This is a genomic window from Rhodoferax sp. (assembly GCF_025354435.1).
Classification (GTDB): Bacteria; Pseudomonadota; Gammaproteobacteria; order Burkholderiales; family Burkholderiaceae_C; genus Rhodoferax_B.
Map to the genome: position 1 here is coordinate 12,838 of NZ_JANXMU010000002.1, position 24,652 is coordinate 37,489.

Genomic DNA, 24,652 nt, shown 5'->3' on the forward strand with positions numbered 1-24,652 from the left:
CACACAGGGTGTGGTGGCTCGGGCTGAGAGTTTTGCGCAGCCGCGCTAGGGTGTATTACAGCCCCAGTACCTTGCGCAATTCCGCGCGGGCGGCTTCAAAGTCGGTGTTGAACGTGGGGCTGGCCAGCAAGGTAGCGGCCATCGCACTGCCTGCGCGGCGGCCAGCATCCAGATCGTTCGGGTAGTGCATGCCACCGACCACACGGCTTTCTGCGTAGGCGTTGGCCCGTTCGAACAGGGCCGCCCGTTTCTCGGGCAGCATACTGCTCAGCACGATCGCCATCATGGTGGAGCGCGAGGTGTGGCCGGAGGGGTAGGAGCCGCTTTTGGATGGCTTCACCAGGGGCTTGATCTCTGGGTTGTTCAGGAACGGACGGGTGCGGCCAAAGTAAGCCTTCACCGGGTCCACCACCGCATCTTCGGTTTCGCCCATGCGTTCAAACATGGCGGTGAACAGGGGCAGATTGGCGGGCTGGAAGCTGGCGGGCAGCACGCTGGAGAACATGGCGTAGACGGTTTCTTCCGCATCGCTGTTGGCCAGGGCGATGCGCTCAGGCGAGGCGGCCTTTTGGGCCGCAATCACCAGCATTTGCTGTGCACGGTCTTCGGCGCTGCCATTGGCGACGGGGGCTGGCAGGAATGGAATGATGTCCAGCTGCTTATGGGTGAGGTAAGGGCTTGCTGCCGCGAAGGCGTTGCAGCTGAAGACCATTGCAAGCGCCAGCAGCGCACGGCGTGTGAACATATCAATTTCCCCTGTAAATGCAGCATTAGACAGGGGAGATATTTCAAATATGTGACGGTTGGGCGACGGCTTGGGTTCAGGGTCTGTGCTTAAAATTTATAAAAAATATGGCTCTAGCGCATATTCTATATACGTTAGTAGCTATTAAATAAATAGCATTTGTGTTTGAATCCCTTGCGGCTTGCGTACTAGCCCAAATGCGCTGCAATCGCCGCGCCCATCTCCGCCGTTGACGCGCTGCCGCCCAGGTCCGGCGTGCAGGGCCCGGTGACCAGCACTTTTTCAATCGCCGCCACGATGGCATCGTGGGCCGCGCGGTGGCCCAAAAAGTCCAGCATCAGCGCGCCCGACCAGACCATGGCCACGGGGTTGGCGATGCCCTGGCCCGCGATGTCGGGGGCCGAGCCGTGCACCGGCTCGAACAGCGACGGAAAAGTGCGCTCGGGGTTCAGGTTGGCAGAAGGTGCCAGGCCGATGGTGCCGGTGCAGGCCGGGCCCAGGTCGGACAAGATATCGCCAAACAGGTTGCTGGCCACCACCACGTCAAAGCGGTTGGGCTGCAGCACAAAGCGGGCGCTGAGGATGTCGATGTGCTGCTTGTCCACCGCCACATCCGGGTAGCCCTGGGCCACGGCATCGGCGCGGCTGTCCCACCAGGGCATGCTGATGGCGATGCCATTGGATTTGGTGGCCACGGTCAGGTGTTTGCGCGGGCGGCTCTGGGCCAGCTCAAAAGCGTACTTCAGCACCCGGTCGGTGCCATGGCGCGAGAACACCGACTCCTGGATGACGATTTCGCGCTCGGTACCGGCGTACATGGTGCCGCCCAGGTTGGTGTATTCGCCCTCGGTGTTTTCGCGCACCACAAAGAAGTCAATATCGCCCGGCTTGCGCCCGGCCAGCGGGCAGGGTACGCCCTCAAACAAGCGCACCGGGCGCAGGTTGATGTACTGGTCGAACTCGCGGCGGAACTTGAGCAGCGAACCCCACAGCGAGATGTGGTCGGGCACGGTGGCCGGCCAGCCCACGGCCCCGAAGTAGATCGCGTCCATGGGCTGCAACCGGGCCTTCCAGTCGTCGGGCATCATCTGGCCAGTTTCGGCGTAGTAGCCGCAGTGGGCCCAGTCGAAGGGATGGAACTCCAGCGCGATGTCGAAGCGCCGGGCAGCGGCCTGCAGCACGCGCAGGCCTTCGGGCATGACTTCCTGGCCGATGCCGTCTCCGGCGATGACGGCGATTTTGAAGATGGGGGACATGGGCGCGCCTTTCTGGTTGAAGGCCGAATGCTAGCCCATCCCTGCACCTGAACTGATCACAATCGGGCGGTGCAATTTGGGGAGATGCAATGGATTCGATGGTGTGGGTGGTGGCGCTGGGCGCGGTGGTGGCGGGCTTTGTGCAGGGCTTGTCGGGCTTTGCCTATGGGCTGGTGGCGATGTCGTTTTGGGCCTGGACGCTGGATCCGCGGCTGGCGGCGGCGCTGGCGGTGTTTGGCTCGCTGACCGGGCAGGTGCTGGCGGCAGTGACGGTGCGCCGGGGCTTTGATATGAAGGCCTTGCTGCCGTTTGTGCTGGGCGGCCTGCTAGGCATTCCGCTGGGCGTGGCCTTGCTGCCGCGGCTGGACATGGACTGGTTTCGCCTGGCGCTGGGCAGCCTGCTGGTGGTGTGGTGCCCGGCAATGCTGATGGCCCGGCACCTGCCCTGCATCACGGCCGGCGGCCGCTGGGCCGATGGCGTGGTGGGCCTGACCGGGGGCGTGATGGGCGGGCTGGGCGGCTTTACCGGAGCGCTGCCCACGCTGTGGTGCACCCTGCGCGGGCTGGAGAAAGACGCGCAGCGCGCCATCGTGCAGAACTTCAACCTGTCGATGCTGTTGGTCACCATGGGCACCTACTTGGCCCGCGGCATCGTCACGCGCAGCATGCTGCCGATGTTTGGTGTGGTGGCGGTTGCCATGCTGGTGCCGACGCTGTTGGGCGCGCGGCTGTACATCGGCATCAGCGAAATCGCGTTCCGCAAGATTGTGCTGGGGCTGTTGACGGCATCCGGGGTGGCGATGCTGGCGGCATCGGTGCCTAAGCTGCTGGCGCGTGTGGTTGGGTGAGGTTGCCTGGCCGGCGCGGGGCGCGCAGACTACGGTACCAATGCAGCCCGGGCCACAAGCTGTGCTTCCAGTTCCTCAATGGGTACGGGACGGCCAAACAGGAAGCCCTGGAAGCAGTCGCAACCATGCCGCTCCAAAAAGGCCAGCTGCTCTTCGGTTTCAACACCTTCGGCAATGGCTTCAATGTTCAGCATGTGCGCCATCGCGATGATGGTTTGCACGATGACCGCGTCGGTGGGTTTGAGTCCGATGTTGCGCACAAAAGACTGGTCGATCTTGAGCTGGTTGAGCGGTAATTTTGTCAGGGTAGACAGCGATGAATAGCCGGTGCCAAAGTCGTCCATGGCAAAGTGCACACCGATGGCGCGAAGTGCATCCATTTTGGTAATGGCGTCGGCAACCTTAAGTACCACACTTTCGGTCACTTCCAGCTTGATCAGGGCTGGATTGACCCCGCTGTCCGCCACCACTTGCTTGACCATCGCAACAAAGTCCGACTGGTGAAATTGTTTGGCGCTGACATTGATCGACAGCCGTAAATGGCGGGTCAGCGGGCGGTTCTCCCAGGCTTTGAGTTGTATGCAAGCCGTTTCCAATACCCATTGCCCGATCTGCAGGATCATGTCTGATTCTTCAGCCAAGGGAATGAATTCAGTCGGCGACACCATGTCATGGTTGGAGTTCGGCCAGCGAACCAGGGCTTCCGCGCCAATGATGTGCCGCCGATGGTCTATTTGCGGTTGAAAAAACAGGCGCAGCTGGCGTTGGTGAATCGCTTGCCGTAGCTCGTTTTTCATGGCGATATGCTGGCTCAGGGCGGTTTGCATGGTGGGGTCAAAAAACCGCAGGGTATTGCGTCCGGCCTTTTTCGACTGGTACATGGCCAGGTCGGCATGCTGTAGCAGATCGGTGGCGGTTTCGGTGTGCGCGTACAAGTCGACGCCGATGCTTGCCGAGCAGTGGAACTGGTAGTTGCCCAAGAGGTAGGGCTGGGCAAGCACTGCCCGTATTTTTTCAGCCAATTGCCCGGCCTTGGCCGCAGACTCCATGCGCTCCGAACTCAGATCTTCCAACAAAATGGCGAATTCGTCGCCACCCAGGCGGGCCACGCTGTCGCCTTCACGCACCGCATTGCGCAATCTATTGGCGGTTTCCACCAGTACCCGGTCGCCCGTTTCGTGGCCGCAGGTGTCGTTGATGTGCTTGAAGTTATCCAGGTCAATGAAAAGGATTGCCCCGTGCAGGCTGCTGCGCCGGGCCGTTGCCAGCGCCTGGTTCAGCCGGTCCAGCAGCAGGCGCCGGTTGGGTAGCTGGGTGAGCGCATCGTGGTAGGCCATGTAGGCGATCTGGTCCTGGGCACGTTTGCTGTCGGTAATGTCGATAAAGCTGCCCACGTAGTGCGTAACGGCACCCGACAGGTCCGTCACCGTGGAGATGCTCAGCCATTCGACAAATATTTCTCCGTTCTTGCGCCGGTTCCATATCTCGCCATTCCAGGTGCCGTGTTCCATCAGCGCGGCCCACATCGCCTGGTAAAAGCCCTTGGTGTGGCGCCCGGAACTCAGCAGGCGCGGTGTCTGTCCCTGTGCTTCTTGGGCGGTGTAGCCCGTGAGTTCGGTGAACGATTGGTTGACCTGCAGGATGCGTTGGTTGCGGTCGGTGATGAACATGCCCGCTAGCGACTCAAAAACAGCGGCAGACACCTTGCGCTCGGACTGGAGCGCCCGGGTTTCCGTTTGGTCAAAAATCAATGCACGGCAGAGTTTGGGGTCGCAGCTGGGGTGCGTCAGGGCACTCAGGGAGATGGACATGCGGCCCCCATCGCGGCGCACCAGCTCTAGCTTAAGCGCCAGAAATGCAGCCGCTGTGTCCAACGTGTGGGCGTGGAGCTTTTCCTGGCTGGCCGGTGTCAGGAAGTCGGTGAGCTTCTTTTTGCCAATAATTTCTTCGCTGGTATAGCCCAGCCAAGCCAGTTCCAATGCATTGATGGACTGGTAAGTGCCCTCGGCATCGAGGGTGTGGCAACCAAATGGCACGCGTTCAAACATGCGGCCAATTTCGCTCTCGATGGCGAGCATTCTTGCAGCGACCCCCAATTTTTGTCTACCTGCCGGTGCCAGGGCCGCGGTAGTGGACGCTACGGCAGGGGCTGCCGTTGTAGCCACTTCATTGCCGGTAGGGGTCCGCATGGCAATTGGTCGGTTTATTTTCTGACCGACCGTGCGATGGCAGCAGCTTCATTGGCCATTTTGGCGGCCGTGGCGGCAGCGGCTGTGGCCCGGGAGGTCGCGCTGGCGGCTTCTGCCGATGCCTGCAACGCGGTTTCTTCCGCCTGGAATGCCGCTGCAGAGGCCGAAGCAGAAGCTGCTGCGGATGCCGCCGCTGCCGCTTCGGACGCAGCCACGGCGGCCAACATGGCCGCTTCTGCTGCGGATTCGGTAGCGTCAATGACCGGTATCACGGATGCCTCTTTGGCAGCCATCTTTGCACTTTGGCTCGCCAAAGCCGACTTTTCTGCGGCCAATGCGGCCCGCGTGGCGGCTTCAAGTGCGCTGGCGGTCAAGGTTTTCATGGAGGTCAACGCGAGCGTATAGCGCTTGTTGACAACCAGATAGCCCTCGCGCAGCACATGCATGTCGTTTTCGAGTTCCGCCAGCTTTTCGAATATTTTTCTCTCAGATTTCGAGACTATCATGCCCTCCATTTGCTGCATGGCAACTTTACGCTTTCTTCACTGGGAATTCAGCCGGATTTACTAGCACCAACCCGATGATTTTCCATACTGGTGGCGATTTGGTCTTGTTATGGTTGGTACCAATTATTATTAATTTGATAGCTTTATATGAAGTCTATATAAGGGCTAGAGCCCGTTTTTATATATTTTCAGCAGCGTTGATGGTTTCTGCATGGTGGCAGGCCACCTCGCGGCCCAATAGTGGCCGCAGCAGCGGCTCTTCGGCCGAACAGCGTGGCGTGGCGTGCGGGCAGCGCTTGTGGAAAGCGCAGCCGCTGGGCGGGTTCAAAGGGCTGGGCAGCTCGCCGGTGATCTTGATCTTCACGCGGCGCTGGCTGCGGTCGATGGACGGCGTGGCCGACAGCAGGGCTTGCGTGTAGGGGTGCAGCGGGCGCTCGAAGATCAGGCCCTTGGCACCCACCTCGACCGCGCGGCCCAGGTACATCACCATCAAGTCGTTGGCCACATGCTCCACCACCGCTAGGTTGTGCGACACGAAGACGTAGGCGGTGTTGAACTCTTCCTGCAGGTCCATGAACAGGTTCAGCACCTGGGCCTGGATGGACACGTCGAGTGCCGAAGTGGGCTCGTCGGCCACCAAAATCTTGGGCTGCAGAATCATGGCGCGGGCGATGGCGATGCGCTGGCGCTGGCCACCCGAGAACATATGCGGGTAGCGCTGCGCAAACTCGGGGCGCAGGCCGACGCGGCGCATGGTGTCGTGGACCTTGGCGGTGCGCTCGGCGGCGGTCAACTGCGTGTTGAGCAGCAGCGGCTCGGCCAGTTGGTCGGCGATCTTCTGGCGTGGGTTGAGCGAGGCGTAAGGGTTCTGGAACACCATCTGCACCTTGCTGCGCATGGCTTTGCGCTGGGCGCTGCTGGCGGTGTCGAGCTGCTGGCCGTCCATCACCAGGGTGCCGGAAGTGGGGGCTTCGATCAGCGTCAACTGCCGGGCCAGCGTGCTTTTACCGCAGCCGGATTCGCCCACCACGGCCAGGGTTTTACCGGCCTGCAATTGGAACGAGATGCCGTTGAGTGCCTTGACCTGCAGCTTGGGCTGCAGAAATCCTTGGGCCACGCCGTAGTAGCGGGTGAGGTTTTTGGCTTCTAAAACAACGGCGCTCATGCGGCCACCTCTTGCGCGGATGTGGTCAGGGGGAAGAAGCAGCGCACGCCAAAGCCGTTGTGCTGGGCCAGCGCAGGGCGCTCGGTGGTGCAGCGGTCTTGCACGCGTGGGCAGCGCGGCGACAGCAGGCAGCCCTTGGGGCGGTCGTACTGGCCTGGCACCATGCCTTTCAAGGTGCTCAGGCGGCGCGCGCCGTGGCTGCGCTCGGGCACGGCCTGCAGCAGTGCGTCGGTGTAGGGGTGGGCGGGGTGGTCGAACAAATGGGCCACGCTGCCGGTTTCTACCACCTGGCCGGCATACATCACGGCCACGCGGTGGGCCACCTCGGCCACCACGGCCAGGTCGTGGGTGATCATCACCAGGGCCGTGTTGTGGGCTTTTTGCAGATTGACCAGCAGCTCCATGATCTGCGCCTGGATGGTTACGTCCAGCGCGGTGGTGGGCTCGTCAGCGATCAGCAGGCGCGGCTTGCAGGCGATGGCGATGGCAATCATCACCCGCTGGCTCATGCCGCCCGAGAGCTGGTGCGGGTACACGTCGAGGCGGCTTTTGGCGGCGGGTATTTCCACCATCTCCATCAGCTCCACCGCGCGGGCGGTGGCGGCTGCACCGCGTAGGCCCATGTGCTGCTTGAGCACTTCGATGATCTGGTAGCCCACGGTGAAGCTGGGGTTGAGCGAAGTCATCGGGTCCTGGAAGATCATCGCCATGTCTTTGCCGAGCAGCTTGCGGCGCTGGGCGGGGGCGATTTTCAGCAGGTCCTGGCCGTCGAAGTTCAGGGTGTCGGCGGTGATGCGGCCCTGGCCGTCGAGCAGGCCCATCAAGGCCATCATGGTGACCGATTTGCCGGAGCCGGACTCGCCGACGATGCCGACGATTTCGCCTTGCGAGACGGTCAGGTCCAGCCCGTCCACCGCCCGGAAAGCCCGGCCTTGGGGGCCGAACTCGACCGAAAGATTTTTGATTGTGAGCAATGCCATCGTGGTTCTTTGTAGTTTTATGCGGCGGTCTTGAGCTTGGGGTCGAGCGCGTCGCGCAGACCATCGCCCATCAGGTTGATGGCCAACACCGAGAACAGAATCGTCAGGCCGGGCAGGGTGACGACCCACCAGGCGCGCTCGATATAGTCGCGGGCGGAGGCCAGCATGGTGCCCCACTCGGGCGCGGGCGGCTGCACGCCCATGCCCAGAAAGCCCAGCGCCGATATTTCCAAAATGGCGGCTGAGAAGCCCATGGTGGCATGCACGATCAGCGGGGCCATGCAGTTGGGCAGCACGGTGACGAACATGATGCGCAGCGTACCCGCACCCGAGAGACGGGCGGCGGTGACGTAGTCGCGGTTCAGCTCGGTCATGGCCGAGGCGCGGGTGAGCCGCACGTAGGCGGGCAGCGACACCACGGCAATCGCCACCAGCGCGTTGCCCAGCCCGGGGCCGAGGATGGCCACAATCGCCACCGCCAGCAGCAGCGCAGGCAGGGCCATCATGATGTCCATGATGCGCATGATGATGGAGTCCAGCGCCTTGCCAAAAGTGGCGGCCACCAGCCCCAGCACCACGCCAGGGATTAGCGCCAGCACCACCGACACCAAGCCGACAAACAGCGACAGCCGTGCGCCGTGGATCAGACGCGAAAGGATGTCGCGGCCCACCTCGTCGGTACCCAGCAGAAATTGCGAAGAACCCCCGGCCACCCAGGCGGGCGGCGTGAGGAAGTGGTCGCGGAACTGCTCGATCGGGTCATACGGTGCCACCCAGGGCGCAAACAGCGCGGCCAGGCAGACGATGGACATGAACACCAGGCCGACGACCGCGCCCTTGTTCTTGGTGAAGCCGCGCCAGAACTCCTGCCAGCTGGAAGGCGGTGCACCAGGGGCGAGCTCCAGCTCGTCGGTGACGGAGGGTGTGGGGAGAGAGGTTTGCATGTTGTTTTACTTGTTGTGCCGGATGCGTGGGTTGGCCACGCCGTACAAAATATCGACCACAAAGTTGGTCACGATGACCAGGGTAGCCACCAGCAAAATGCCGCTTTGCACTACGGGGTAGTCGCGCCGCCCGATGGCATCGATCAGCCACTTGCCGATGCCGGGCCAGGAGAAGATAGTCTCGGTCAGCACCGCGCCGCCCATCAGTGTCCCCACCTGCAGGCCAATCACCGTCAGCACCGGAATCAGCGCGTTGCGCAGCGTGTGGATGAACACCACGCGGGCGGGCGACAGGCCTTTGGCGCGGGCGGTGCGCACATAGTCTTCACGTAGCACTTCCAGCATGCTGGAGCGCGTCATCCGGGCAATTACCGCCAGCGGAATGGTGCCCAGCACGATGGTCGGAAGGATCAGGTGTTTGGCGGCGTCCCACAACGCCCCGGCGTTCAGGCTGGGGTCGGCCCGCTGGGCGCGCCAAGCATCGATCAGCATGAAGCCGGTGTCGGGCGGAATGTCGAACATCAGGTCAATGCGGCCCGACACCGGGGTCCAGCCCAGCCCGCTGGAGAACAGCATGATCAGCATTAACCCCCACCAGAAGATGGGCATGGAGTAGCCGGTCAGCGCCAGGGTCATCACGCCGTGGTCTAGAAACGAGCCGCGTTTCACCGCTGCCGTCACCCCGGCCACCACGCCCACCACCAGCGCAAACAGCAGCGCCATGATGGCCAGCTCCAGCGTGGCAGGGAACAGGATCTTGAATTCGGTCCACACCGGGTTCTGGGTTTTGAGCGAAGCGCCCAGGTCGCCGTGCAGCAACTGGCCCAGGTAGTGGAAATACTGCACCGGCAGCGGCTGGTCCAGGCCCAGTTGCTTGAGGGCAGCGGCGTGCATCACCGGGTCTACCGAGCGCTCGCCCATCATCACTTCGATGGGGTCGCCGGGGATCATGCGGATCAGCGAAAAGGTCAGCAGGGTGATACCGAAGAAAGTCGGCACCAGCACGGCGAGGCGTTTGAGGATGTAGAAGAACATAAGGCTGCTTAAAACGAAAAAGCAAGGTGGCGAAACATGTTCACCACCTTGCTTTTTTTACCGACACAAAAGACTTACTTGTTGCTCACACCGGCAAAGTCAAACACGGCAAACGGGCTGATCTTCAAACCGTCCACACCCTTGGCCATGGGCAGGCTGACGGTGGAGTGGGCGATGGTGGACCAGGGCATGTCGCGCTTGAAGACTTCTTGCGCCTTCATGTACAGCGTGGTGCGCTCTTTGGGGTCCAGGCTGTTGCGGGCCTTCAGTACCAGAGCATCAAACTCTTTGCTGCAGTAGCGCGAGTAGTTGGAGCCGCCGACGGCTTCGCAGGTCAGCAACACGCCCAGGAAGTTGTCAGGGCTGGCGTAGTCGCCGCTCCAGCCGACCAGGCCGGCATCGTGCTCACCGGCCTTCATGCGCTTCAGGTACTCGCCCCATTCGTAGCTGACGATCTTGGCTTTGACACCGATCTTGGCCCAGTCGGCCTGGATCATTTCGGCCATCAGCTTGGCGTTGGGGTTGTAGGGGCGCTGCACGGGCATGCTCCACAGCGTGATCTCAAAGCCATCGGGGTAGCCAGCCTTTTTCAGCAGCGCCTTGGCTTTTTCGATGTCCATGGGCGGGTTCTTCAGCGCCGGGTTATACGACCACAGCGACGAAGGGAAGGGGTTGCTGGCTTCCTGGCCCTGGCCTTGGTAGACCGCGTCGATGATGGCCTTGCGGTTGATGGCCATGTCGAGTGCCTGGCGCACTTCGAGCTTGCCGGTGGTGGGCTTTTCGGTGTTGTACGACAGGTAGCCGATGTTGAAACCGGGGGCGGTGATGACCTTCAGCTTGGGGTCGGCCTTCAGGCTGGCCAGATCTTGCGGCTTGGGATACGACATGGCCTGGCATTCACCGGCCTTGATTTTTTGCGCACGCACGGCACCGTCGGTGGTGATGGCAAAAATCAGGTTGTCCAGCTTCACGTCCTTGGGGTTCCAGTACTGCTTGTTACCCGCGTAGCGGATTTGCGAGTCCTTCTGGTAACGCTTGAGGATGTACGGGCCGGTGCCCACGGGCTGCTGGTTGATCAGCGCGGGTGTGCCTGCGGCCAGCAGCTTGTCGGCATGCTCGGCGGACAGGATGGAGAACACCGGCATGGCAATCTTGGCGAGCAGATCGGGGTCGGGCTTTTTCAGCAGAAAGACGACGGTGTTTTCGTCGGTCTTGCGCACCGAGGCCACATTGCTGTCCAGACCCGTGTCACCGGCGTAGGGGTACTGCGCTGGGTAGGCCTTGGCGAATGCATTGCCCTTGTCGAACATGCGCATAAACGTGAACACCACGTCATCGGCATTGAAATTGCGGCTGGGGGTGAAAAATTCGGTGGTGTGGAACTTCACGCCCTTGCGCAGGTGGAAGGTGTAAGTCAGGCCGTCGGGTGCGGTGTCATACGACTCGGCCAAGGCGGGGACCACCTTGGTGGTGCCGCGCTCAAACTCGACCAAGCGGTTAAACAAGGCCATGCCAGCGGCATCGAAGGTTTGGCCGGCGGTGTATTGCGCAGTGTCAAAACCTTCAGGACTGGCCTCGGAACAGTAGACCATGGTGCCTGCGGCGTGGGATACCAAAGCGGCTGCGGACAGGCTCAAAGCCAGTGCCAGTTTGCTCAAATTTTTCATGCTTTTCCAATGAGTACAAAAATATGCCAGGATGGGCGTGCACCAATATGGGTTAGGAATTATGGCGGTGCATTACACACCACCATGATCCGCACATACCCTCGTTGCTGTCTGGTTGGCGACCCTGCAGTCTATACAGGGTTGCCAGGCAAAACCGAATAGCAGTATGCGTGCCACGGTGGGTAATTTGCTATACAAAAAATAGCTGTCTATGCAGGTTAAATAAGCGCTACAGGCCGATTTTCTATAAATTTTGGTTGGCCGGCGCCTGGGTAGCTGTGCGCCAAGGTTGTGGCTACCGCGTGCGTACCGTTCTGTCTGCCAGCCCATGTCCGGACGATTGAGCGCGCTGGCAGCGAGCCCGAACTGCAGGTGCCGCAGGTTGGTCGGGCGAAGTTTGCGCATCCTGGCCAAGGCTTAAAAGGGGCTTTGGGATTGCGCACCGAATGGGCTGAAAGCGCTTAATTGTCATCTTGCGAAGCGCTTTCGGTATTCCACCAGGCTTACACCCAGCCGACGACCAAATGCCCGTCTGAAGCCATCCACGTTGGCATAACCCACGGCATCGGCCAGTCGTTTGGCGGGCCAGTCCGACTCCTCTGCCAGACGGCGGGCCGCGTCAATGCGGGCATTTTCGACAAACTCGGCGGGCGTGGTTCCGGTCTCAGCGCGGAAGATCCGCGCAAAGCTTCTCTCACTCATGCCTGCCTTGGATGCCAGGACGGGCACGGACAGATCGTCTTTCAGATTCGCCAACACATGGTCCTGCAGCGCACGCACATTGGAACGTTCTGAGGTCTGCGCCGCCAAGTGGGCACTGAACTGGCTTTGCCCGCCTGGTCGTTTGAGAAACATCACCAGCTCGCGTGCTACCCGCAGCGCGAGGTCGCGGCCGTGGTCTTCTTCCACCATCGCGAGTGCCAGGTCCATGCCGGCAGTCACGCCTGCGGAGGTGAACAGCTTGCCGTCCTGCACGTAGATGGCATCCGCTTCGACGCAGGTGCCGGGATACGCTGCCGCGAGGCGGGCGGCTGAATTCCAGTGGGTCGCCACCCGCTTGCCGTCGAGTAGTCCGGTGGCCGCCAGCACGAAAGCACCCGTACATACCGAGCCATAGCGCCGCACGCTGTGAGACTGCCGCCTAAGCCAGTCTTGCAACGGCACATCGCTGGCCATGTCCTCGATGTTCGGACTGCCTGCCACCAGCAAGGTGTCAATCGCCCCGCGATGCGTCGCTACAGTGGCATCCACGGCCAGACGCAATCCGCTGCTGCTTTTGAGCATGCCTTCTTCGGTGCCAATGACCTGTACCTGGTAGGCACCAGGCCTGCCAAGTTGGCGCGCGGCTTCGACGAAAACGTCCGCAGGCCCGGCGACATCCAGCAGCTGAAAACGGGGAAAAGCGAGTATGGCGATAAGCATGGCAGACATTGCCCATTGATTGGCAGAAAACGCCCGAGGTTGGTAAAGACAGCGTCCAGAGTTTGGCGGAAAATGAAATTTCATGCAAATTCAGCCAAGAAAGTCTACCGTGCAAAGCTTGTCCGTTGACCCCTCCCTCCTCAGCCGTTCCTCACCCGGTGCTACGTCCATCCGCAACCTGCCAGTCAACCTGTTTGGCTCGGTGATGGGTCTCTCCGGACTGGCCCTTGCCTGGCGATTGGCACACAACAGCCTGGGCGCACCGGCCTGGGTGGGCGAGGCGATCGGGGCGTTCGCAGTGGGTGTTTTTCTGCTGCTTGCGTGGGCTTATCTGGCGAAGCTGGTGAAGCATCCTGGGGCTGTACGGGCAGAGTTTCACCATCCAGTCACAGGCAACTTCTTTGGCACCATCGCGATCTCGCTGCTCTTGTTGTCGGTTGTCGTTGGGCCGTATAGCCCGTCGGCGGCCCAAGCCATCTGGACCATGGGGGTAGTGGTGACTTTTATGCTGTGCTACGCCGTGGTCTCCCGCCTGCTCAAAGGGCAGGTGGACGCGTCGCACACAGTGCCCGCCTGGATCGTTCCATGCGTGGCCACGCTGGACATTCCTGTGACCAGCGGACAGATGCCGATGGCCTGGGTGGGGGAGGTCAATCTGCTGGCCGCTGCAGTCGGCACGGTGTTGGCGCTCGTGCTTTTCGTGATGATCGTCAGCCGACTCGTGCACCGTGACCCACTTGCGCCTGGCATGGCACCGTCGCTGGTGATTCTGATGGCACCGTTTGCCGTGGGTTTCCTCGCGTACAGCAATATCGTCGGGGGCATCGACCGTTTCGCCGCGCTGCTTTTCTATTTTGCGCTGTTCATGTTCGCGGTGGTCGCGCCCAAAGTATTTCGCCCCAGTGTCCCGTTTTCTGCGGCGTGGTGGGCGATCAGCTTCCCGATGGCTGCGCTAGTCAATGCGGCGTTGAAGTACGCAGAGTTCCGGGGCAACGCGCCGCTCTGGATACTCGCTGCGGTGCTGTTGGCCGCGCTGAGTTTGGCTCTGGCGGTTTTGACGGTGCGGACGGTTTGGATCGCGCTCAACTGGAAACTGCTCGCATGAGCTGCTGTGTATCCAAAAGCTTGGCGCGCGGAGAGCGATCGGGATGCTAATCCCCCCAATTTCGTGGCCTTGCAGCGCGCTGTCTTGCTATTGAATAAGTAGCTGCTGGTGTAAGTAGTACCTACGCTAGAGCCCGATTTTTCTTAAATTTCTATGGCTTACCCTGCGCCGCACTGGTCCCCGCCTGCGTTACCAACGGACTCGGCACCACCCGCCCCGCCGCAAAAGCCGCTGCCGTCATCGGCTGCACCGCAGGCGAACTCTGGCGCAGTTTCGCCACCTGGCTGGCTGTGGCCGTACCACTCCGGTTCCCCCAGCTGGTCTGGATGAAGCTCACCACTTCCGCAATGTCGGCATCATTCAGCAGCCCCGCGTACGGTGCCATGGTCAGCGCCGAGGGTGCCTTCATCGTGCTGGGCACGGCGCTGCCAGACAGCACGATTTTGATGCCCGATGTGGGGTCGCTGGTCTGCAGCACGGCGTTGCCCGCCAGCGCCGGGAAGGCCTTGCCGTTGCCCTGGCCGTCGGAGCGGTGGCAACCGGCGCAGCGGTCCAGGTAGACCTGCGCGCCGCGGCCGTTGACTACACCGGCGTGCAGGTCCTGGCCGACCTTGGGGTCGGGCACGAACGGCGGTGGCACGCTGGTGCCGTCGGGCAGCGATTTCAAAAACAGCGCGATGCTGCCCAGGTCGGTCTCGCTTAGGTACTGGGTGGAATGGGCCACCACGTCATTCATGCCGCCGAAAGACGCGCTGCGCGGGTTGCGCCCGGTCTGCAGGAATTCAACGATGTCTTCTTTGCTCCACAGCGCCAGGCCGCCGCCGTGGGTGTTGCGCAGCGAGGGCACGGGCCAGCCGTCGATGGCGGCACCGCCTGCCAGGTAGACCGCGCTGTCGCTGGCGGTCAACGCTTTCTCTTGAAACGCCACGCCGCGCGCCGTGTGGCAGGCACCGCAGTGGCCCAGGCCCTGCACCAGGTAGGCACCGCGCAGCAGCGTGGGTTGGGCTTCGGCCGGCACGCTGGTGGGCAGCGGTGCCGGTGCGAAAGCCATGCGCCACAACGCCAGCGGGAAGCGCATCGACAGCGGCCAGGGAATGTCGGCCTTTTTGTTCGGTGTGGGTGCGGGCGGCACGCCGTGCATGAAGTAGGCGTACAGCGCGTGCAGGTCGTCGTCGCCCAGGCGCGAGAAAGACGGGTAGGGCATGGCCGGGTAGACGGTGTAGCCCGCCTTGGTAACGCCGGTGCGCATCAACCGGGCGAAGTCTTCATAGCTCCAGTCGCCGATGCCCGCAGTCTTGTCGGGCGTGATGTTGGTGGAATACACCGCGCCGATGGGTGTGGATATCGCCAGGCCACCCGCGAACGGCTGGCCCTGGGGCGCGGTGTGGCAGGCCACGCAGTCGCCCGCGCGGGCCAGGTAGGCACCTTTGGCGACCAACTGGGCATCGACAGGCGCATTGGCCGGGCTTTGGGCCAGCACAGTGCCCGCACTGCATACCAAAGCCAGCGCGGCAGAAAGAAACAGAGTGGGGCGGGCCATCATGCGTCCACCAGCGGTCGTGGGTCTTTCAGGTACTGCTCGCGGATCGCCTTGGCGGCCCAGTAGGTCAGCGCGGTGGCCAGGCCGGTGGGGTTGTAGCCTATGCCCACCGGGAACACGCCGGAGCCGACGGCAAACACATTTGGCACGTCCCAGCTTTGCAGATAGCGGTTCAGCACGCTGGTGCTGCGGTCTTCGCCCATGGCCACGCCACCGGCCCAGTGGGTGGTTTGGTAGGCGCGCAGGTCCAGGTGGTCGCCAAAGTTCTTCTGGCTGACCTTGATGGACTGCGGGTTCATCGCCTTGGCGACCTGCAGCATCTCGCCGGTGACGTAGCGGCTCATCTTGATGTCGTTGTCTTTCCAGTCGAAGGTGAAGCGCATCAGCGCCTGGCCGTAGTGGTCGGTGTAGGTCGGGTCCAGGTCGACATAGCAGTCGCGGTAGACCATATTGGCACCGTGCACGTCAAAGGACACGGTGTTCAGGTAGTTGTCTTTCACGGCTTTCTTCCAGCCAGCGCCCCAGTTCGGCGTGCCGGTGGGCACCGGAATGCCGCCTATGGGTTTCACGCCCGCCGGGTTGCACCAGGCGGGCGCGCCGCCCACAAAGCCCAGCGGGCCGTGGTCGAAGTGGTCGCCGTTGTAGTCGTCTACCGCCACACCGGTGCCGCCGGCGCCAATGAAGGGGTTGGTGTTGGTGCCGGGTGGGAAGAACATCTGCACCGTGGACATCATCTGGTAGGCGATGTTGCGGCCCACCACGCCCGTGCCGCTCACCGGGTCGTAGGGCTTACCGATGCCGGAGAGCAAAAACAGCCGGGCGTTGTTGTAGGCAAAGGTACTGGCGATCACCAGGTCGGCGGGTTGCTCGAATTGCTTGCCCGCGCTGTCCACATAGGTGACGCCGGTGGCGCGCTTGCCGCCGGCATCCAGGTTGATGCGCAGCACGTTGGCATCGGCGCGCAGCTCGAAGTTGGCCACCAAGCGAAGCGCCGGCATGATGTTCACATTCGGCGAGGCCTTGGAATAGTTGTAGCAGGCAAAGCCGGAGCAAAAGCCGCAGAAATTGCACGGCCCCATCTGGCAGCCATAGGGGTTGGTGTACGGGCCGGATGCGTTGGACGACGCGCCGATGAACGGGTGCAGGCCAACTTCTTTCGCCGCCTTCATGAACAGGCTGGCCGTGTAGGGCACTTTTTGCGGCGGCAGGGGAAACGGGGCGGAGCGGTCGGCCTCGAACACATTGCCTTCGCCCACCACCTGGCCTTGGACCTTGTAGGCCCGGCCCGAGGTGCCAAAGACTTTTTCCACAAAGTCGAAGTGTGGCTCCAACTCGGCGTAGCTCACGCCAAAGTCCTGGATCGTCATGCCGTCGGGAATGAAGTTCTTGCCGTAGCGTTGGGTGTAGTGGGTTTTGAGCTGCAGCTCTTCAGGCAGCACCCGCCAGTGTTGGCCCGACCAGTGCAGGCCTGCGCCGCCCACACCTTCGCCGGGCTTGAAGGCACCAATCTGCCGGTACGGCACGGCCACATCGGCCACGCCGTGGCGAAAGGTGAACGAGCTTTTCGCCATGTTCTGGAACAGCTTGCCCCGTTGCACAAAGGTCAGCTCGTCCAGGGTGGTGGGGTAGATGCCGTCGGGGTAGGTGTCGCGGTACGGGCCGCGCTCCAGGGCCACGACTTTCAGCCCGGCCTCGGTGAGTTCTTTGGCCATGATGGCACCGGTCCAGCCAAAGCCGACGATGACAACATCGACCGCGGGTTTTTTAACGCTATCGCTCATCGTGGTCCTTTAAGAGCTGGATACCGGCGGCAGCGGGTACTTGGTGGCGTACTGGTCGACCCAGTCGATGTAGTCGCCACGCGCACCCGGAAAGCCGACCATCCGCCAGGCCGCCATGTCCCTGTTGCCGCCATGCTTGGGGTCGCAAAAGTAGCCTTCGCGGGTGTTGGTCAGCAGCTGCGAGAAGAAGGCCTTGGGCGGCACCGCGCCGATAGCCAGCTTGCCGGCTTCCAGCGCAGTCAGCACCGCGTCCTGGTCGGCCGGGGCCAGCGCAGCAAACGGTTTGCCGTGCTGTTGTTGCACCGCCTGCGCCAGTGCGGCCAGTCCCTGGCGGTACAAATCGCGCGGGCTTTGTGCCAGCTGGTAGCCGAATTCATCGGCGGCAGTGGGTACAAACGGTGCCTGCATGAACCACAGCGCACCAAAGCCGTAGGGCTGGCCCATCTGCTGGTCGATGAACTCGGCGACACCGGCCTCCGTGGCACCTGGGCCTTGGCTATCGGCCGGGATGAGTCGCTCGACCAGGGCCGAGAGCAAAGCCCATTCCGGGGCGTTGAAATAGCTGGGGCTGTAGCGGGCGGCGCTGCTGTCGGCCGCGCCAGAGGCCGCCAAACCGAGGGTGCCGCCCAGTGCCACCATGGCCGGGGCGGTTTTGACTGCGCCGCGCAAAAAACTGCGGCGCGAGGGTGAAATGCCAATCGTCTTCATACCATCTCCTGGTGCGGTGCACGCGGGGTGATCCCTGCCTGTTGTGCCCCACTGTAGGTTTGCCATTGAAGGCCGGTCTGTGCGATAGCGTACACATGCTGGCAGCTTTACTTGCTATTTAAAAAGTAGCTACATGTGAAGGTGGTATATGCGCTAGAGGTCATTTTTTCTTAGATTGTTGACCCGCTGCACTAATTCGCCCGCGGTGCGATACTTGCCGTCCCCAATTACAAAGAGACACGCACAATGCAATACCGTCCCCTAGGCCGTACCGGCTGGAACATCTCAACCGTCAGCTTTGGTGCCTGGGCCATTGGTGGCACCTGGGGCGAGGTTAGCGATGCCGAATCCATGGGCGCACTGCACCGTGCGCTGGACCTGGGCGTGAACTTTTTTGACAGCGCCGACGTGTATGGCGATGGCCGCAGCGAACGCCTGCTGGCCCAGCTCAAGCGCGAACGCAGCGAACCCTTCTACATTGCCACCAAGGCTGGTCGCCGGCTGAACCCGCACGTGGCGGGCGGTTACAACCGCGAGAACCTCACCGCCTTTGTGGAACGCAGCCTGGTGAACCTGAATACTGACGCGCTCGACCTGCTGCAACTGCACTGCCCGCCCACCGATGTGTACTACATGCCCGAAGTGTTTGGCGTGCTGGACGACCTGCAAAAGGCCGGCAAGCTGCGCCACTACGGCGTGAGTGTGGAGAAGGTGGAAGAGGCGCTGAAAGCCATCGCCTTCCCTGGCGTGCAGACGGTGCAGATCATCTACAACCTGTTCCGCCAGCGCCCGGCCGATTTGCTGTTTGAACAGACGCAAAAGCGCGGCGTGGGCATTCTGGCGCGGCTGCCGCTGTCCAGCGGTTTGCTCAGCGGCAAGATGGCGGCTGACAGCCACTTCGAAGCCGACGACCACCGCCTGTTCAACCGCGACGGCGCGGCCTTTGACAAGGGCGAAACCTTCTCCGGCCTGGACTACGGCGTGGGCCTGCAAGCCGTGGAAGCCATGCGTGCCCTGGTACCCGAGGGCATGACCATGGCGCAAATGGCACTGCGTTGGATCCAGATGCACCCGGCTGTCACCTGCAGCATCCCCGGCGGCAAGCGTGCCACCCAGGTGGCCGACAACGTGGCCGCCGCCGACCTGCCTGCCTTGAGCGACAGCACCATGCAGGCCCTGGCCGCGGTGTACGAGCGTTTTGCCAAGCCCCTGGTGCACCAGCGCTGGTAAGGAAAGTCCCCCATGACCACCGAAAAAACCACTGAACACATCGGCTTCATCGGCCTGGGCCTGATGGGCCACGGCATGGCCAAAAACATCGTGGACAAGGGCTATCCGCTTACCGTCTACGCCCGCAGCGATTCCGACGCGGTAGCCGACCTGCTGCAACGCGGTGCCACCCGCGCCGACTCGCCCCAAGCACTGGGTGCACAGGCTACGGTGGTGTTTTTATGCGTCACCGGCTCCAAGGACGTAGAGGCGCTGATCCGCGGGCCGAACGGCCTGGCCAGCAGCCTGCGCCCTGGTTCGGTGCTGGTCGATTGCTCTACCGCCGACCCCACCTCCACCGTGGCGCTGGCCGCCGAGCTGGCACCGCTGGGCATCACCCTGGTGGATGCGCCCCTGAGCCGTACGCCCAAGGAAGCCTGGGAGGGCACGCTGGACACCATGGTGGGGGCTGACGCAGCCATCTTCGCCCGCATCCAGCCCATTCTGGCGACCTGGGCCGGGCGCATCGTGCACATCGGCGCGCTGGGCGACGGCCATCGCATGAAGCTGGTGAACAACTTCATCTCGCTGGGCTACGCCGCGCTGTACGCCGAGGCCCTGACCGTGGCCAAAGCCGTGGGCATCGCCCCCGAGCGGTTTGATGCGGTGATCCGCAACGGCCGTATGGACTGCGGCTTCTACCAGACCTTCATGGGCTACACGCTGGACGGCAACAAAGACGCGCACAAGTTCACCCTGAAAAACGCCTACAAGGACCTGCGCTACCTCGGCTCCATGGCCGACGCGGCAGGCATCTCCAACAGCCTGGGCAACGCTGTCAAAAACAGCTTTGGCCTGGCGCTGGCGAATGGCGGGGAAGACCTGTTTGTGCCCATGTTGCCCGAGCTGGTGGGGCAGTTGAACGGGGTGGACTTAACCCCTAAGCCGCCCCAATAGCGACTCCCGGTGCTGGTGCTGGTGCCAGCAGCGCCAGCACCGCGTCCATCGCCATCGGCCGGGCCAGGTAAAAGCCCTGGCCGTTGCTGCAGCCCATTTCGGCCAGCCGCTCGTACTGTTCCAGGGTTTCTATGCCCTCGGCGGTGGTTTCCATGTGCAAGGCCTTGGCCAGATCGATCACTGAGCGCACGATGGCTTTGGACTCGGCGCTTTGGTGCATGGCCATTACAAAGGCGCGGTCGATCTTGAGCTTGTGGAACGGAAAGCTGCGCAGATACGCCAGCGACGAATAGCCGGTGCCAAAGTCGTCCAGCGCAATGCGGATGCCCGCCATGCGCAGCCGGTGCAGAGCGGTGAGCACATCGTCGGTGTCTTTCAGAAACACCGATTCGGTGATCTCCAGCTCCAGCCGTTGCGCGCGCAGGCCGGTGCGCTCCACCACAGCCAAAATCTTGTCGACCAGCAGGGCATCGTCAAACTGGCAGGCCGACAAATTAACCGCCATCACCAGGTGGTCGGGCAGCGTACCTGCCGCGGTGCAGGCGGTTTCCAGCACCCACAGCCCGATGTCGCGGATCAGCCCGGCCTCTTCGGCAATTGGAATGAACTCTGCGGGCGATAGGTTGCCAAACCGCGGGCTGGACCAGCGTAGCAAGGCTTCCACCCCGATGAGCTGCTGGGTAGGCAGCGCGATCTGTGGCTGGTACACCAGGTGCAGCTCTTGTTGCTGCAGCGCCTGGCGCAGATCGTCTTCGATGGCGATACGGCGGCGCGACTTTTCATCCATCGCCAGCGAGAAAAACTGGGCCTGCCTGCGCCCCCGGGCCTTGGCTTCGTACAGCGCCAGGTCGGCCCGGTGCAGGATGTCGTCTGCCTTCTTGCCGTCTTGCGGCAGGCAAGCAATGCCGATGCTCATGTTGGGCGTATAGGCAATGCCCGACAGCTTGCAGGGGGCCTCGATGGTCCGCATCAGCCGCTCGGCAAACAGGCGTACTTCCTCGGCCTCGGACACACCGTCCAGCAGGATGGCGAACTCATCGCCGCCCAGCCGGGCCACCAGGTCCCGGCCGCGGATTTCGCCCAGCATGCGCTGGGCCACGGTCTTGAGCAGCATGTCGCCATTGGCATGGCCGTAGCCATCGTTCACCCGCTTGAAGTTATCCAGGTCAATGCACAGCAGGGTCGCCCGCGTGCCGTCTTGGGTGCACAGCTGCTGCAGGCGGTGCTGGAAGTGGCGGCGGTTGGCCAGGCCGGTCAGCACATCGAAATGGGCCATGCGGTGCATTTCGTCTTCGGCGATTTTGCGCTCGGTGATGTCGGCACCCACGCCGCGCCAGCCAGGCAGGGGCTGGTCCGGCTGGGCAACCTGCTTGCCCGTCAGGGCCCACCATCGCAGCTTGCCGTCTTGCACGATGGGCACCACCTGGTCGCGAAAGGGTGCGCCTGCAAACAGCACCTTCTGCAAATTGTCGAGGTAGATTTGGGCATCTGCGGGGGTGGCGGCCTGGGACTGGTGGGTGCGGGCGATGAGCGCCACCAGCCCTAGCGCGCCATTGAATTGCAGGGCTTTGATCAGCCGATTGGACGCGTAGATGAGATGGCCGGTGGGCGACAGTTCCCACAAAAAATCGTTGGCGTTTTCTTCAAAATCGCTCAGCAGCAGCCCGACGATCTGCTGCTTGTGTGCCGCATCGGCCTCGGCCACCAGCCGCGAGCCATAAGACTTGGCCATGCTTTGCACCGATGCAACCACCACCATGCCATAACCCACCAGCAGGAAAAACAAGATTTCTGTACCCGGCATGCTGGCGCGCAGCAGCCCGATGACGGAGCCGATGGTCAGGCAGACCACATAGGCCATGGCAGCCGCGGGCACGGTAACCAAGGCAAAGCCGCCCGCACACACCATGCCGCAGGACATCACCGCCAGCATCATCTGGTCTTGCGTCCCCAACGCCGGTAGTAGCACCGCAGGCAATATGCCCCACAGGGTGCCCAAAGTGGCTGCATGCTGCACGGCCCGCTGCATGGCCCGGCGCGAGGCGGTTTGCTGTACGGCCCGGCGCTTGTGGCGCAGCCATGCGGCCATGCCCCGGCTGGCATACACCAGCAGCACCAGCATCCAGATCCACAGCCATTGCGCACCCGCCACCATGCGGTACAGCACGAGCATGGCGTTGAATACGTTCACCACCATCGACAGCGGTGTCATGCCCAGCATGGTCTGCAGCTGTTTGGCGCGGAAGCTGGCTGCCAGCGGCTCCTCAGCGATATACGGTGCCCATGCGCGCTGGATGCGCGCAATCAGACTGGCGGGTAGCGGGTAGGTCATATGTGCGATCGGTTGGGATTTGTGCACATCGCCTGGCTTGTCTGCGCCAGCTTTGCCATCGGCCATGGGGAAAATGTGGAACTTCCCAGCGCCCAGGTTGGAGATCCATTGGGTATTATGGGGGGCGCACCAAAATGGGCCATAGGGGTGCTATGCATTGACCTTGGGCCTTGCACCGGAATGTATTGGCTTTTTGCTATTATTAATATAGCTAATGGTGTAGTTTAAATATGCGCCAGAAGCCGATTTTTTGTATAAATACCGACGCAAAAAATGTAGCGTCTTCGGGTCATTGCGGAGCCGCGTGGGTGCCAGATTCGGCTATATTTTGCGTTTGGTCCGGCAATGCGCAGCGGCCGATTCCCCCAGTCCGTTAACGCCACCGAGAACCCGTGTAATGAAGCAGTTAGCGACTCTATTCCTGCCTGGCGGCCCCCCGGCCGGTAACCTGCTTGTATTTCGCCCTGGCGTGCTGCGCGCCACGGTAGCGCCTGGAGGCTCCTATGGGTAAGGGTCTGCCGCTGCTGCGATCGGTAGCCGACACGCTCGATAGCCTGGGGCTTGCCGTCTGTGTGTTCGACGATGCCGATAACACCTTGCTGTGGAACCGCCAATTCCTCAAGTTTTTCCCCGAACACGCCGCCCACATTTACGTTGGGGAGCCGTACCGCGCCAACCTGCGGCGCTTCTACCAGGGGCGGTTGGCGGCGGACGAAATGGCCAAGATCGACCAGTACATCGACAGCGGCATCGCACGCCACCGCAACCAGCAGCGACCCTACGCCTTTGAGCACCTGGGCGTGCGGCTGTGGGTGTCGTCGCTGCCCTTGCCCGGGATTGGCCGCATTCGCATCTGGCAGGCCCACACCTCGGCCACCGACCCGCAGGGCCCGACCATCCTGGCCACCACCGCTATCGACGGCACGGCCCTGTTCGACCACGTGCCCGACGGCGTGATGGTCACCGGGGCCGACGACCGCATCCTCTGGGCCAACGGGCCGTTTGTGCAGATGTACGGCCTGCCCAACCGCACGGCCGCCATCGGCGCGCACCTGGAATGGGCTTACCGCACCGCCTGGCAGGGCCTGGAGTCGCAAAGCCCGGAGCTGTTCGAGGCGGGCCTGCTGACCCTGTCGGAGCACACCCGCTTTACCGGCGCGCCGTTTGAGCTTCCGCTGCCCGGTGCGCGCTGGAGCCGGGTGATCGGGCAGCGTAGCCCGGACGGCAAAGGTTTTTCGGCCCATGTGGACATCACCGTGCTCAAGCGCCAGCAGCAGCAACTGCTGGAGGCCGAGCGCCGTGCCCGCGAGAGCGAGGCCATCTTGCAAGAAAAATCGGCGCTGCTCGAAGCCACGCTGACCTATATGGAGCAGGGCGTGATGATGGTCAACGCCGACCGCGTGGTGGTACTGTGCAACCGGCGTGCCCGGGAGCTGCTGAACCTGCCTCAAAGCCTGATGGATAGCCGGCCCACGCTGGACGCGCTGACCGACTACCAGCTGGCCGCGGGCGAACTGGTCCACGTGCCCGAGGAGGTGTTGACCTCGGTGCGCACCGGCGACATATTCGACCGCCCCTATGCCTACGACCGCAAACGCCGCGACGGCCGGGTGGTGGAAATCCACAGCATGCCCATCGCGGGCGGCGGCGTGCTGCGCACCTACACCGACATCACCGAGCGCCGCCACGCCGAAGAACGCATCCGCCACGTGGCCCGCCATGACGGCCTGACCGCGCTGGTCAACCGCGAGGTGTTTTTAGAGAGCCTGGCCACCGCTTGCGCTGCGGAGCCCGGCAGTGCCGGGTTTGCCGTGCACTTCATCGACATCGACCGCTTCAAACCCATCAACGACAACTACGGCCACGCCATCGGCGACAAGGTGCTGGCGCTGATCGCCGATCGCATGCGTATCGTGGCCCGCGACGGCGATGTGGTGGCCCGCATGGGCGGCGACGAATTTGCCGTGCTGCAATGCCGGGTGGAGCAAACCGAGCAGGCGCTGGGCCTGGCCCACCGCCTGCTCGAAGACATCGCCCGCGACATGGAAATCGAGTCGCACCGCCTGCAAGTGGGCGCATCCATCGGTGTGGCCCTGTACCCCAGCGCCGGTCTGGATGCCGACACCCTGCTGCGCAACGCCGATGCCGCCATGTACGCCGCCAAGGCCCATGGGCGCGACTGCGTGCGGGTGTTTGGCGCGCATGACAACCCGGCCTCGGTGTACTAGCGCTCCTTAATACTCCTTTTTTAATAGCTGCTAGC

19 protein-coding genes are annotated in these 24,652 nt (G+C 62.6%); 5 read left to right on the forward strand and 14 right to left on the reverse strand.

The window, feature by feature from the left end:
• Window positions 1-55: 55 nt before the first annotated feature.
• Both Q0T48_RS00300 and Q0T48_RS00305 read right to left on the reverse strand, forming a co-directional pair.
• Window positions 56-745, reverse strand: coding sequence for a phosphatase PAP2 family protein (locus tag Q0T48_RS00300; RefSeq protein WP_295950756.1), 690 nt, complete (start codon window positions 743-745; stop codon window positions 56-58).
• A 188-nt stretch (window positions 746-933) separates the two neighbouring features.
• The gene (locus Q0T48_RS00305; RefSeq protein WP_295950758.1) at window positions 934-2,001 is read right to left on the reverse strand and encodes a tartrate dehydrogenase; all 1,068 of its coding nucleotides are present in this window, start codon (window positions 1,999-2,001) and stop codon (window positions 934-936) included.
• A gap of 89 nt (window positions 2,002-2,090) precedes the next feature.
• On the opposite strand from Q0T48_RS00305, the gene Q0T48_RS00310 reads away from it, so the two are divergent.
• Window positions 2,091-2,849: a sulfite exporter TauE/SafE family protein gene (locus Q0T48_RS00310; protein WP_295950759.1), complete on the forward strand. Its 759-nt coding sequence runs from the start codon at window positions 2,091-2,093 to the stop codon at window positions 2,847-2,849.
• Window positions 2,850-2,878: 29 nt separating this feature from the next.
• Here the strand turns inward: Q0T48_RS00310 and Q0T48_RS00315 are convergent, their stop codons facing one another.
• The 8 genes from Q0T48_RS00315 to Q0T48_RS00350 form a co-directional block, all read right to left on the reverse strand.
• The gene (locus tag Q0T48_RS00315) at window positions 2,879-5,038 is read right to left on the reverse strand and encodes an EAL domain-containing protein (RefSeq protein ID WP_295950761.1); all 2,160 of its coding nucleotides are present in this window, start codon (window positions 5,036-5,038) and stop codon (window positions 2,879-2,881) included.
• Between the two features lie 14 nt (window positions 5,039-5,052).
• A complete protein-coding gene (locus Q0T48_RS00320) occupies window positions 5,053-5,562 on the reverse strand; it encodes a hypothetical protein (protein WP_295950764.1) in 510 nt (169 codons plus the stop codon).
• A 160-nt stretch (window positions 5,563-5,722) separates the two neighbouring features.
• Window positions 5,723-6,709, reverse strand: coding sequence for a peptide ABC transporter ATP-binding protein (locus tag Q0T48_RS00325; RefSeq protein ID WP_295950766.1), 987 nt, complete (start codon window positions 6,707-6,709; stop codon window positions 5,723-5,725).
• Window positions 6,706-7,689 carry an oligopeptide/dipeptide ABC transporter ATP-binding protein gene (locus Q0T48_RS00330; protein ID WP_295950770.1) on the reverse strand — a complete coding sequence of 328 codons (984 nt, stop codon included), beginning with the start codon at window positions 7,687-7,689 and terminating at the stop codon, window positions 6,706-6,708. Before Q0T48_RS00330 ends, Q0T48_RS00325 begins: the two co-directional genes overlap by 4 nt.
• A gap of 17 nt (window positions 7,690-7,706) precedes the next feature.
• Window positions 7,707-8,633 carry an ABC transporter permease subunit gene (locus tag Q0T48_RS00335; RefSeq protein ID WP_295950772.1) on the reverse strand — a complete coding sequence of 309 codons (927 nt, stop codon included), beginning with the start codon at window positions 8,631-8,633 and terminating at the stop codon, window positions 7,707-7,709.
• 6 nt (window positions 8,634-8,639) lie between these two features.
• Complete coding sequence (locus tag Q0T48_RS00340; RefSeq protein WP_295950776.1) at window positions 8,640-9,668, reverse strand: ABC transporter permease subunit; 1,029 nt, start codon at window positions 9,666-9,668, stop codon at window positions 8,640-8,642.
• 74 nt (window positions 9,669-9,742) lie between these two features.
• On the reverse strand, window positions 9,743-11,335 hold the full coding sequence (locus tag Q0T48_RS00345) for an ABC transporter substrate-binding protein (RefSeq protein ID WP_295950777.1): 1,593 nt from the start codon (window positions 11,333-11,335) through the stop codon (window positions 9,743-9,745).
• A gap of 468 nt (window positions 11,336-11,803) precedes the next feature.
• Window positions 11,804-12,757 (reverse strand): GlxA family transcriptional regulator, encoded by a 954-nt coding sequence (locus Q0T48_RS00350; protein WP_295950780.1) that lies wholly within the window; start codon window positions 12,755-12,757, stop codon window positions 11,804-11,806.
• A 109-nt stretch (window positions 12,758-12,866) separates the two neighbouring features.
• On the opposite strand from Q0T48_RS00350, the gene Q0T48_RS00355 reads away from it, so the two are divergent.
• Window positions 12,867-13,862, forward strand: coding sequence for an SLAC1 anion channel family protein (locus Q0T48_RS00355; RefSeq protein WP_295950783.1), 996 nt, complete (start codon window positions 12,867-12,869; stop codon window positions 13,860-13,862).
• Between the two features lie 151 nt (window positions 13,863-14,013).
• On the opposite strand, the gene Q0T48_RS00360 is transcribed toward Q0T48_RS00355, so the two are convergent.
• From Q0T48_RS00360 to Q0T48_RS00370, 3 genes are read right to left on the reverse strand one after another with little or no spacing between them, the layout of a single operon-like run.
• Window positions 14,014-15,402, reverse strand: coding sequence for a cytochrome c (locus tag Q0T48_RS00360; RefSeq protein ID WP_295950786.1), 1,389 nt, complete (start codon window positions 15,400-15,402; stop codon window positions 14,014-14,016).
• A complete protein-coding gene (locus Q0T48_RS00365) occupies window positions 15,402-17,183 on the reverse strand; it encodes a GMC family oxidoreductase (RefSeq protein WP_295950788.1) in 1,782 nt (593 codons plus the stop codon). Before Q0T48_RS00365 ends, Q0T48_RS00360 begins: the two co-directional genes overlap by 1 nt.
• Before the next feature lie 9 nt (window positions 17,184-17,192).
• Window positions 17,193-17,891 (reverse strand): gluconate 2-dehydrogenase subunit 3 family protein, encoded by a 699-nt coding sequence (locus tag Q0T48_RS00370; protein WP_295950790.1) that lies wholly within the window; start codon window positions 17,889-17,891, stop codon window positions 17,193-17,195.
• Window positions 17,892-18,137: 246 nt separating this feature from the next.
• Between Q0T48_RS00370 and Q0T48_RS00375 the strand changes: the two genes are divergently transcribed.
• A complete protein-coding gene (locus tag Q0T48_RS00375; RefSeq protein WP_295950792.1) occupies window positions 18,138-19,121 on the forward strand; it encodes an aldo/keto reductase in 984 nt (327 codons plus the stop codon).
• Window positions 19,122-19,133: 12 nt separating this feature from the next.
• Window positions 19,134-20,057, forward strand: coding sequence for an NAD(P)-dependent oxidoreductase (locus Q0T48_RS00380; protein ID WP_295950795.1), 924 nt, complete (start codon window positions 19,134-19,136; stop codon window positions 20,055-20,057).
• On the opposite strand, the gene Q0T48_RS00385 is transcribed toward Q0T48_RS00380, so the two are convergent.
• Window positions 20,041-22,389 (reverse strand): EAL domain-containing protein, encoded by a 2,349-nt coding sequence (locus Q0T48_RS00385; protein WP_295950797.1) that lies wholly within the window; start codon window positions 22,387-22,389, stop codon window positions 20,041-20,043. The two genes, Q0T48_RS00380 and Q0T48_RS00385, sit on opposite strands and share 17 nt — an antisense overlap.
• 503 nt (window positions 22,390-22,892) lie before the next feature.
• Between Q0T48_RS00385 and Q0T48_RS00390 the strand changes: the two genes are divergently transcribed.
• Window positions 22,893-24,617, forward strand: coding sequence for a GGDEF domain-containing protein (locus Q0T48_RS00390; RefSeq protein WP_295950799.1), 1,725 nt, complete (start codon window positions 22,893-22,895; stop codon window positions 24,615-24,617).
• Window positions 24,618-24,652 lie beyond the last annotated feature (35 nt).

Coding starts and splice junctions, on each gene's coding strand:
- Q0T48_RS00370 (WP_295950790.1), bottom strand. CDS start 17,891: ATGAAGACGATTGGCATTTCACCCTCGCGCCGCAGTTTTTTGCGCGGC.
- Q0T48_RS00325 (WP_295950766.1), bottom strand. CDS start 6,709: ATGAGCGCCGTTGTTTTAGAAGCCAAAAACCTCACCCGCTACTACGGC.
- Q0T48_RS00385 (WP_295950797.1), bottom strand. CDS start 22,389: ATGACCTACCCGCTACCCGCCAGTCTGATTGCGCGCATCCAGCGCGCA.
- Q0T48_RS00300 (WP_295950756.1), bottom strand. CDS start 745: ATGTTCACACGCCGTGCGCTGCTGGCGCTTGCAATGGTCTTCAGCTGC.
- Q0T48_RS00320 (WP_295950764.1), bottom strand. CDS start 5,562: ATGCAGCAAATGGAGGGCATGATAGTCTCGAAATCTGAGAGAAAAATA.
- Q0T48_RS00390 (WP_295950799.1), top strand. CDS start 22,893: ATGGGTAAGGGTCTGCCGCTGCTGCGATCGGTAGCCGACACGCTCGAT.
- Q0T48_RS00340 (WP_295950776.1), bottom strand. CDS start 9,668: ATGTTCTTCTACATCCTCAAACGCCTCGCCGTGCTGGTGCCGACTTTC.
- Q0T48_RS00350 (WP_295950780.1), bottom strand. CDS start 12,757: ATGCTTATCGCCATACTCGCTTTTCCCCGTTTTCAGCTGCTGGATGTC.
- Q0T48_RS00310 (WP_295950759.1), top strand. CDS start 2,091: ATGGATTCGATGGTGTGGGTGGTGGCGCTGGGCGCGGTGGTGGCGGGC.
- Q0T48_RS00305 (WP_295950758.1), bottom strand. CDS start 2,001: ATGTCCCCCATCTTCAAAATCGCCGTCATCGCCGGAGACGGCATCGGC.
- Q0T48_RS00335 (WP_295950772.1), bottom strand. CDS start 8,633: ATGCAAACCTCTCTCCCCACACCCTCCGTCACCGACGAGCTGGAGCTC.
- Q0T48_RS00365 (WP_295950788.1), bottom strand. CDS start 17,183: ATGAGCGATAGCGTTAAAAAACCCGCGGTCGATGTTGTCATCGTCGGC.
- Q0T48_RS00375 (WP_295950792.1), top strand. CDS start 18,138: ATGCAATACCGTCCCCTAGGCCGTACCGGCTGGAACATCTCAACCGTC.
- Q0T48_RS00380 (WP_295950795.1), top strand. CDS start 19,134: ATGACCACCGAAAAAACCACTGAACACATCGGCTTCATCGGCCTGGGC.
- Q0T48_RS00360 (WP_295950786.1), bottom strand. CDS start 15,402: ATGGCCCGCCCCACTCTGTTTCTTTCTGCCGCGCTGGCTTTGGTATGC.
- Q0T48_RS00330 (WP_295950770.1), bottom strand. CDS start 7,689: ATGGCATTGCTCACAATCAAAAATCTTTCGGTCGAGTTCGGCCCCCAA.
- Q0T48_RS00345 (WP_295950777.1), bottom strand. CDS start 11,335: ATGAAAAATTTGAGCAAACTGGCACTGGCTTTGAGCCTGTCCGCAGCC.
- Q0T48_RS00315 (WP_295950761.1), bottom strand. CDS start 5,038: ATGCGGACCCCTACCGGCAATGAAGTGGCTACAACGGCAGCCCCTGCC.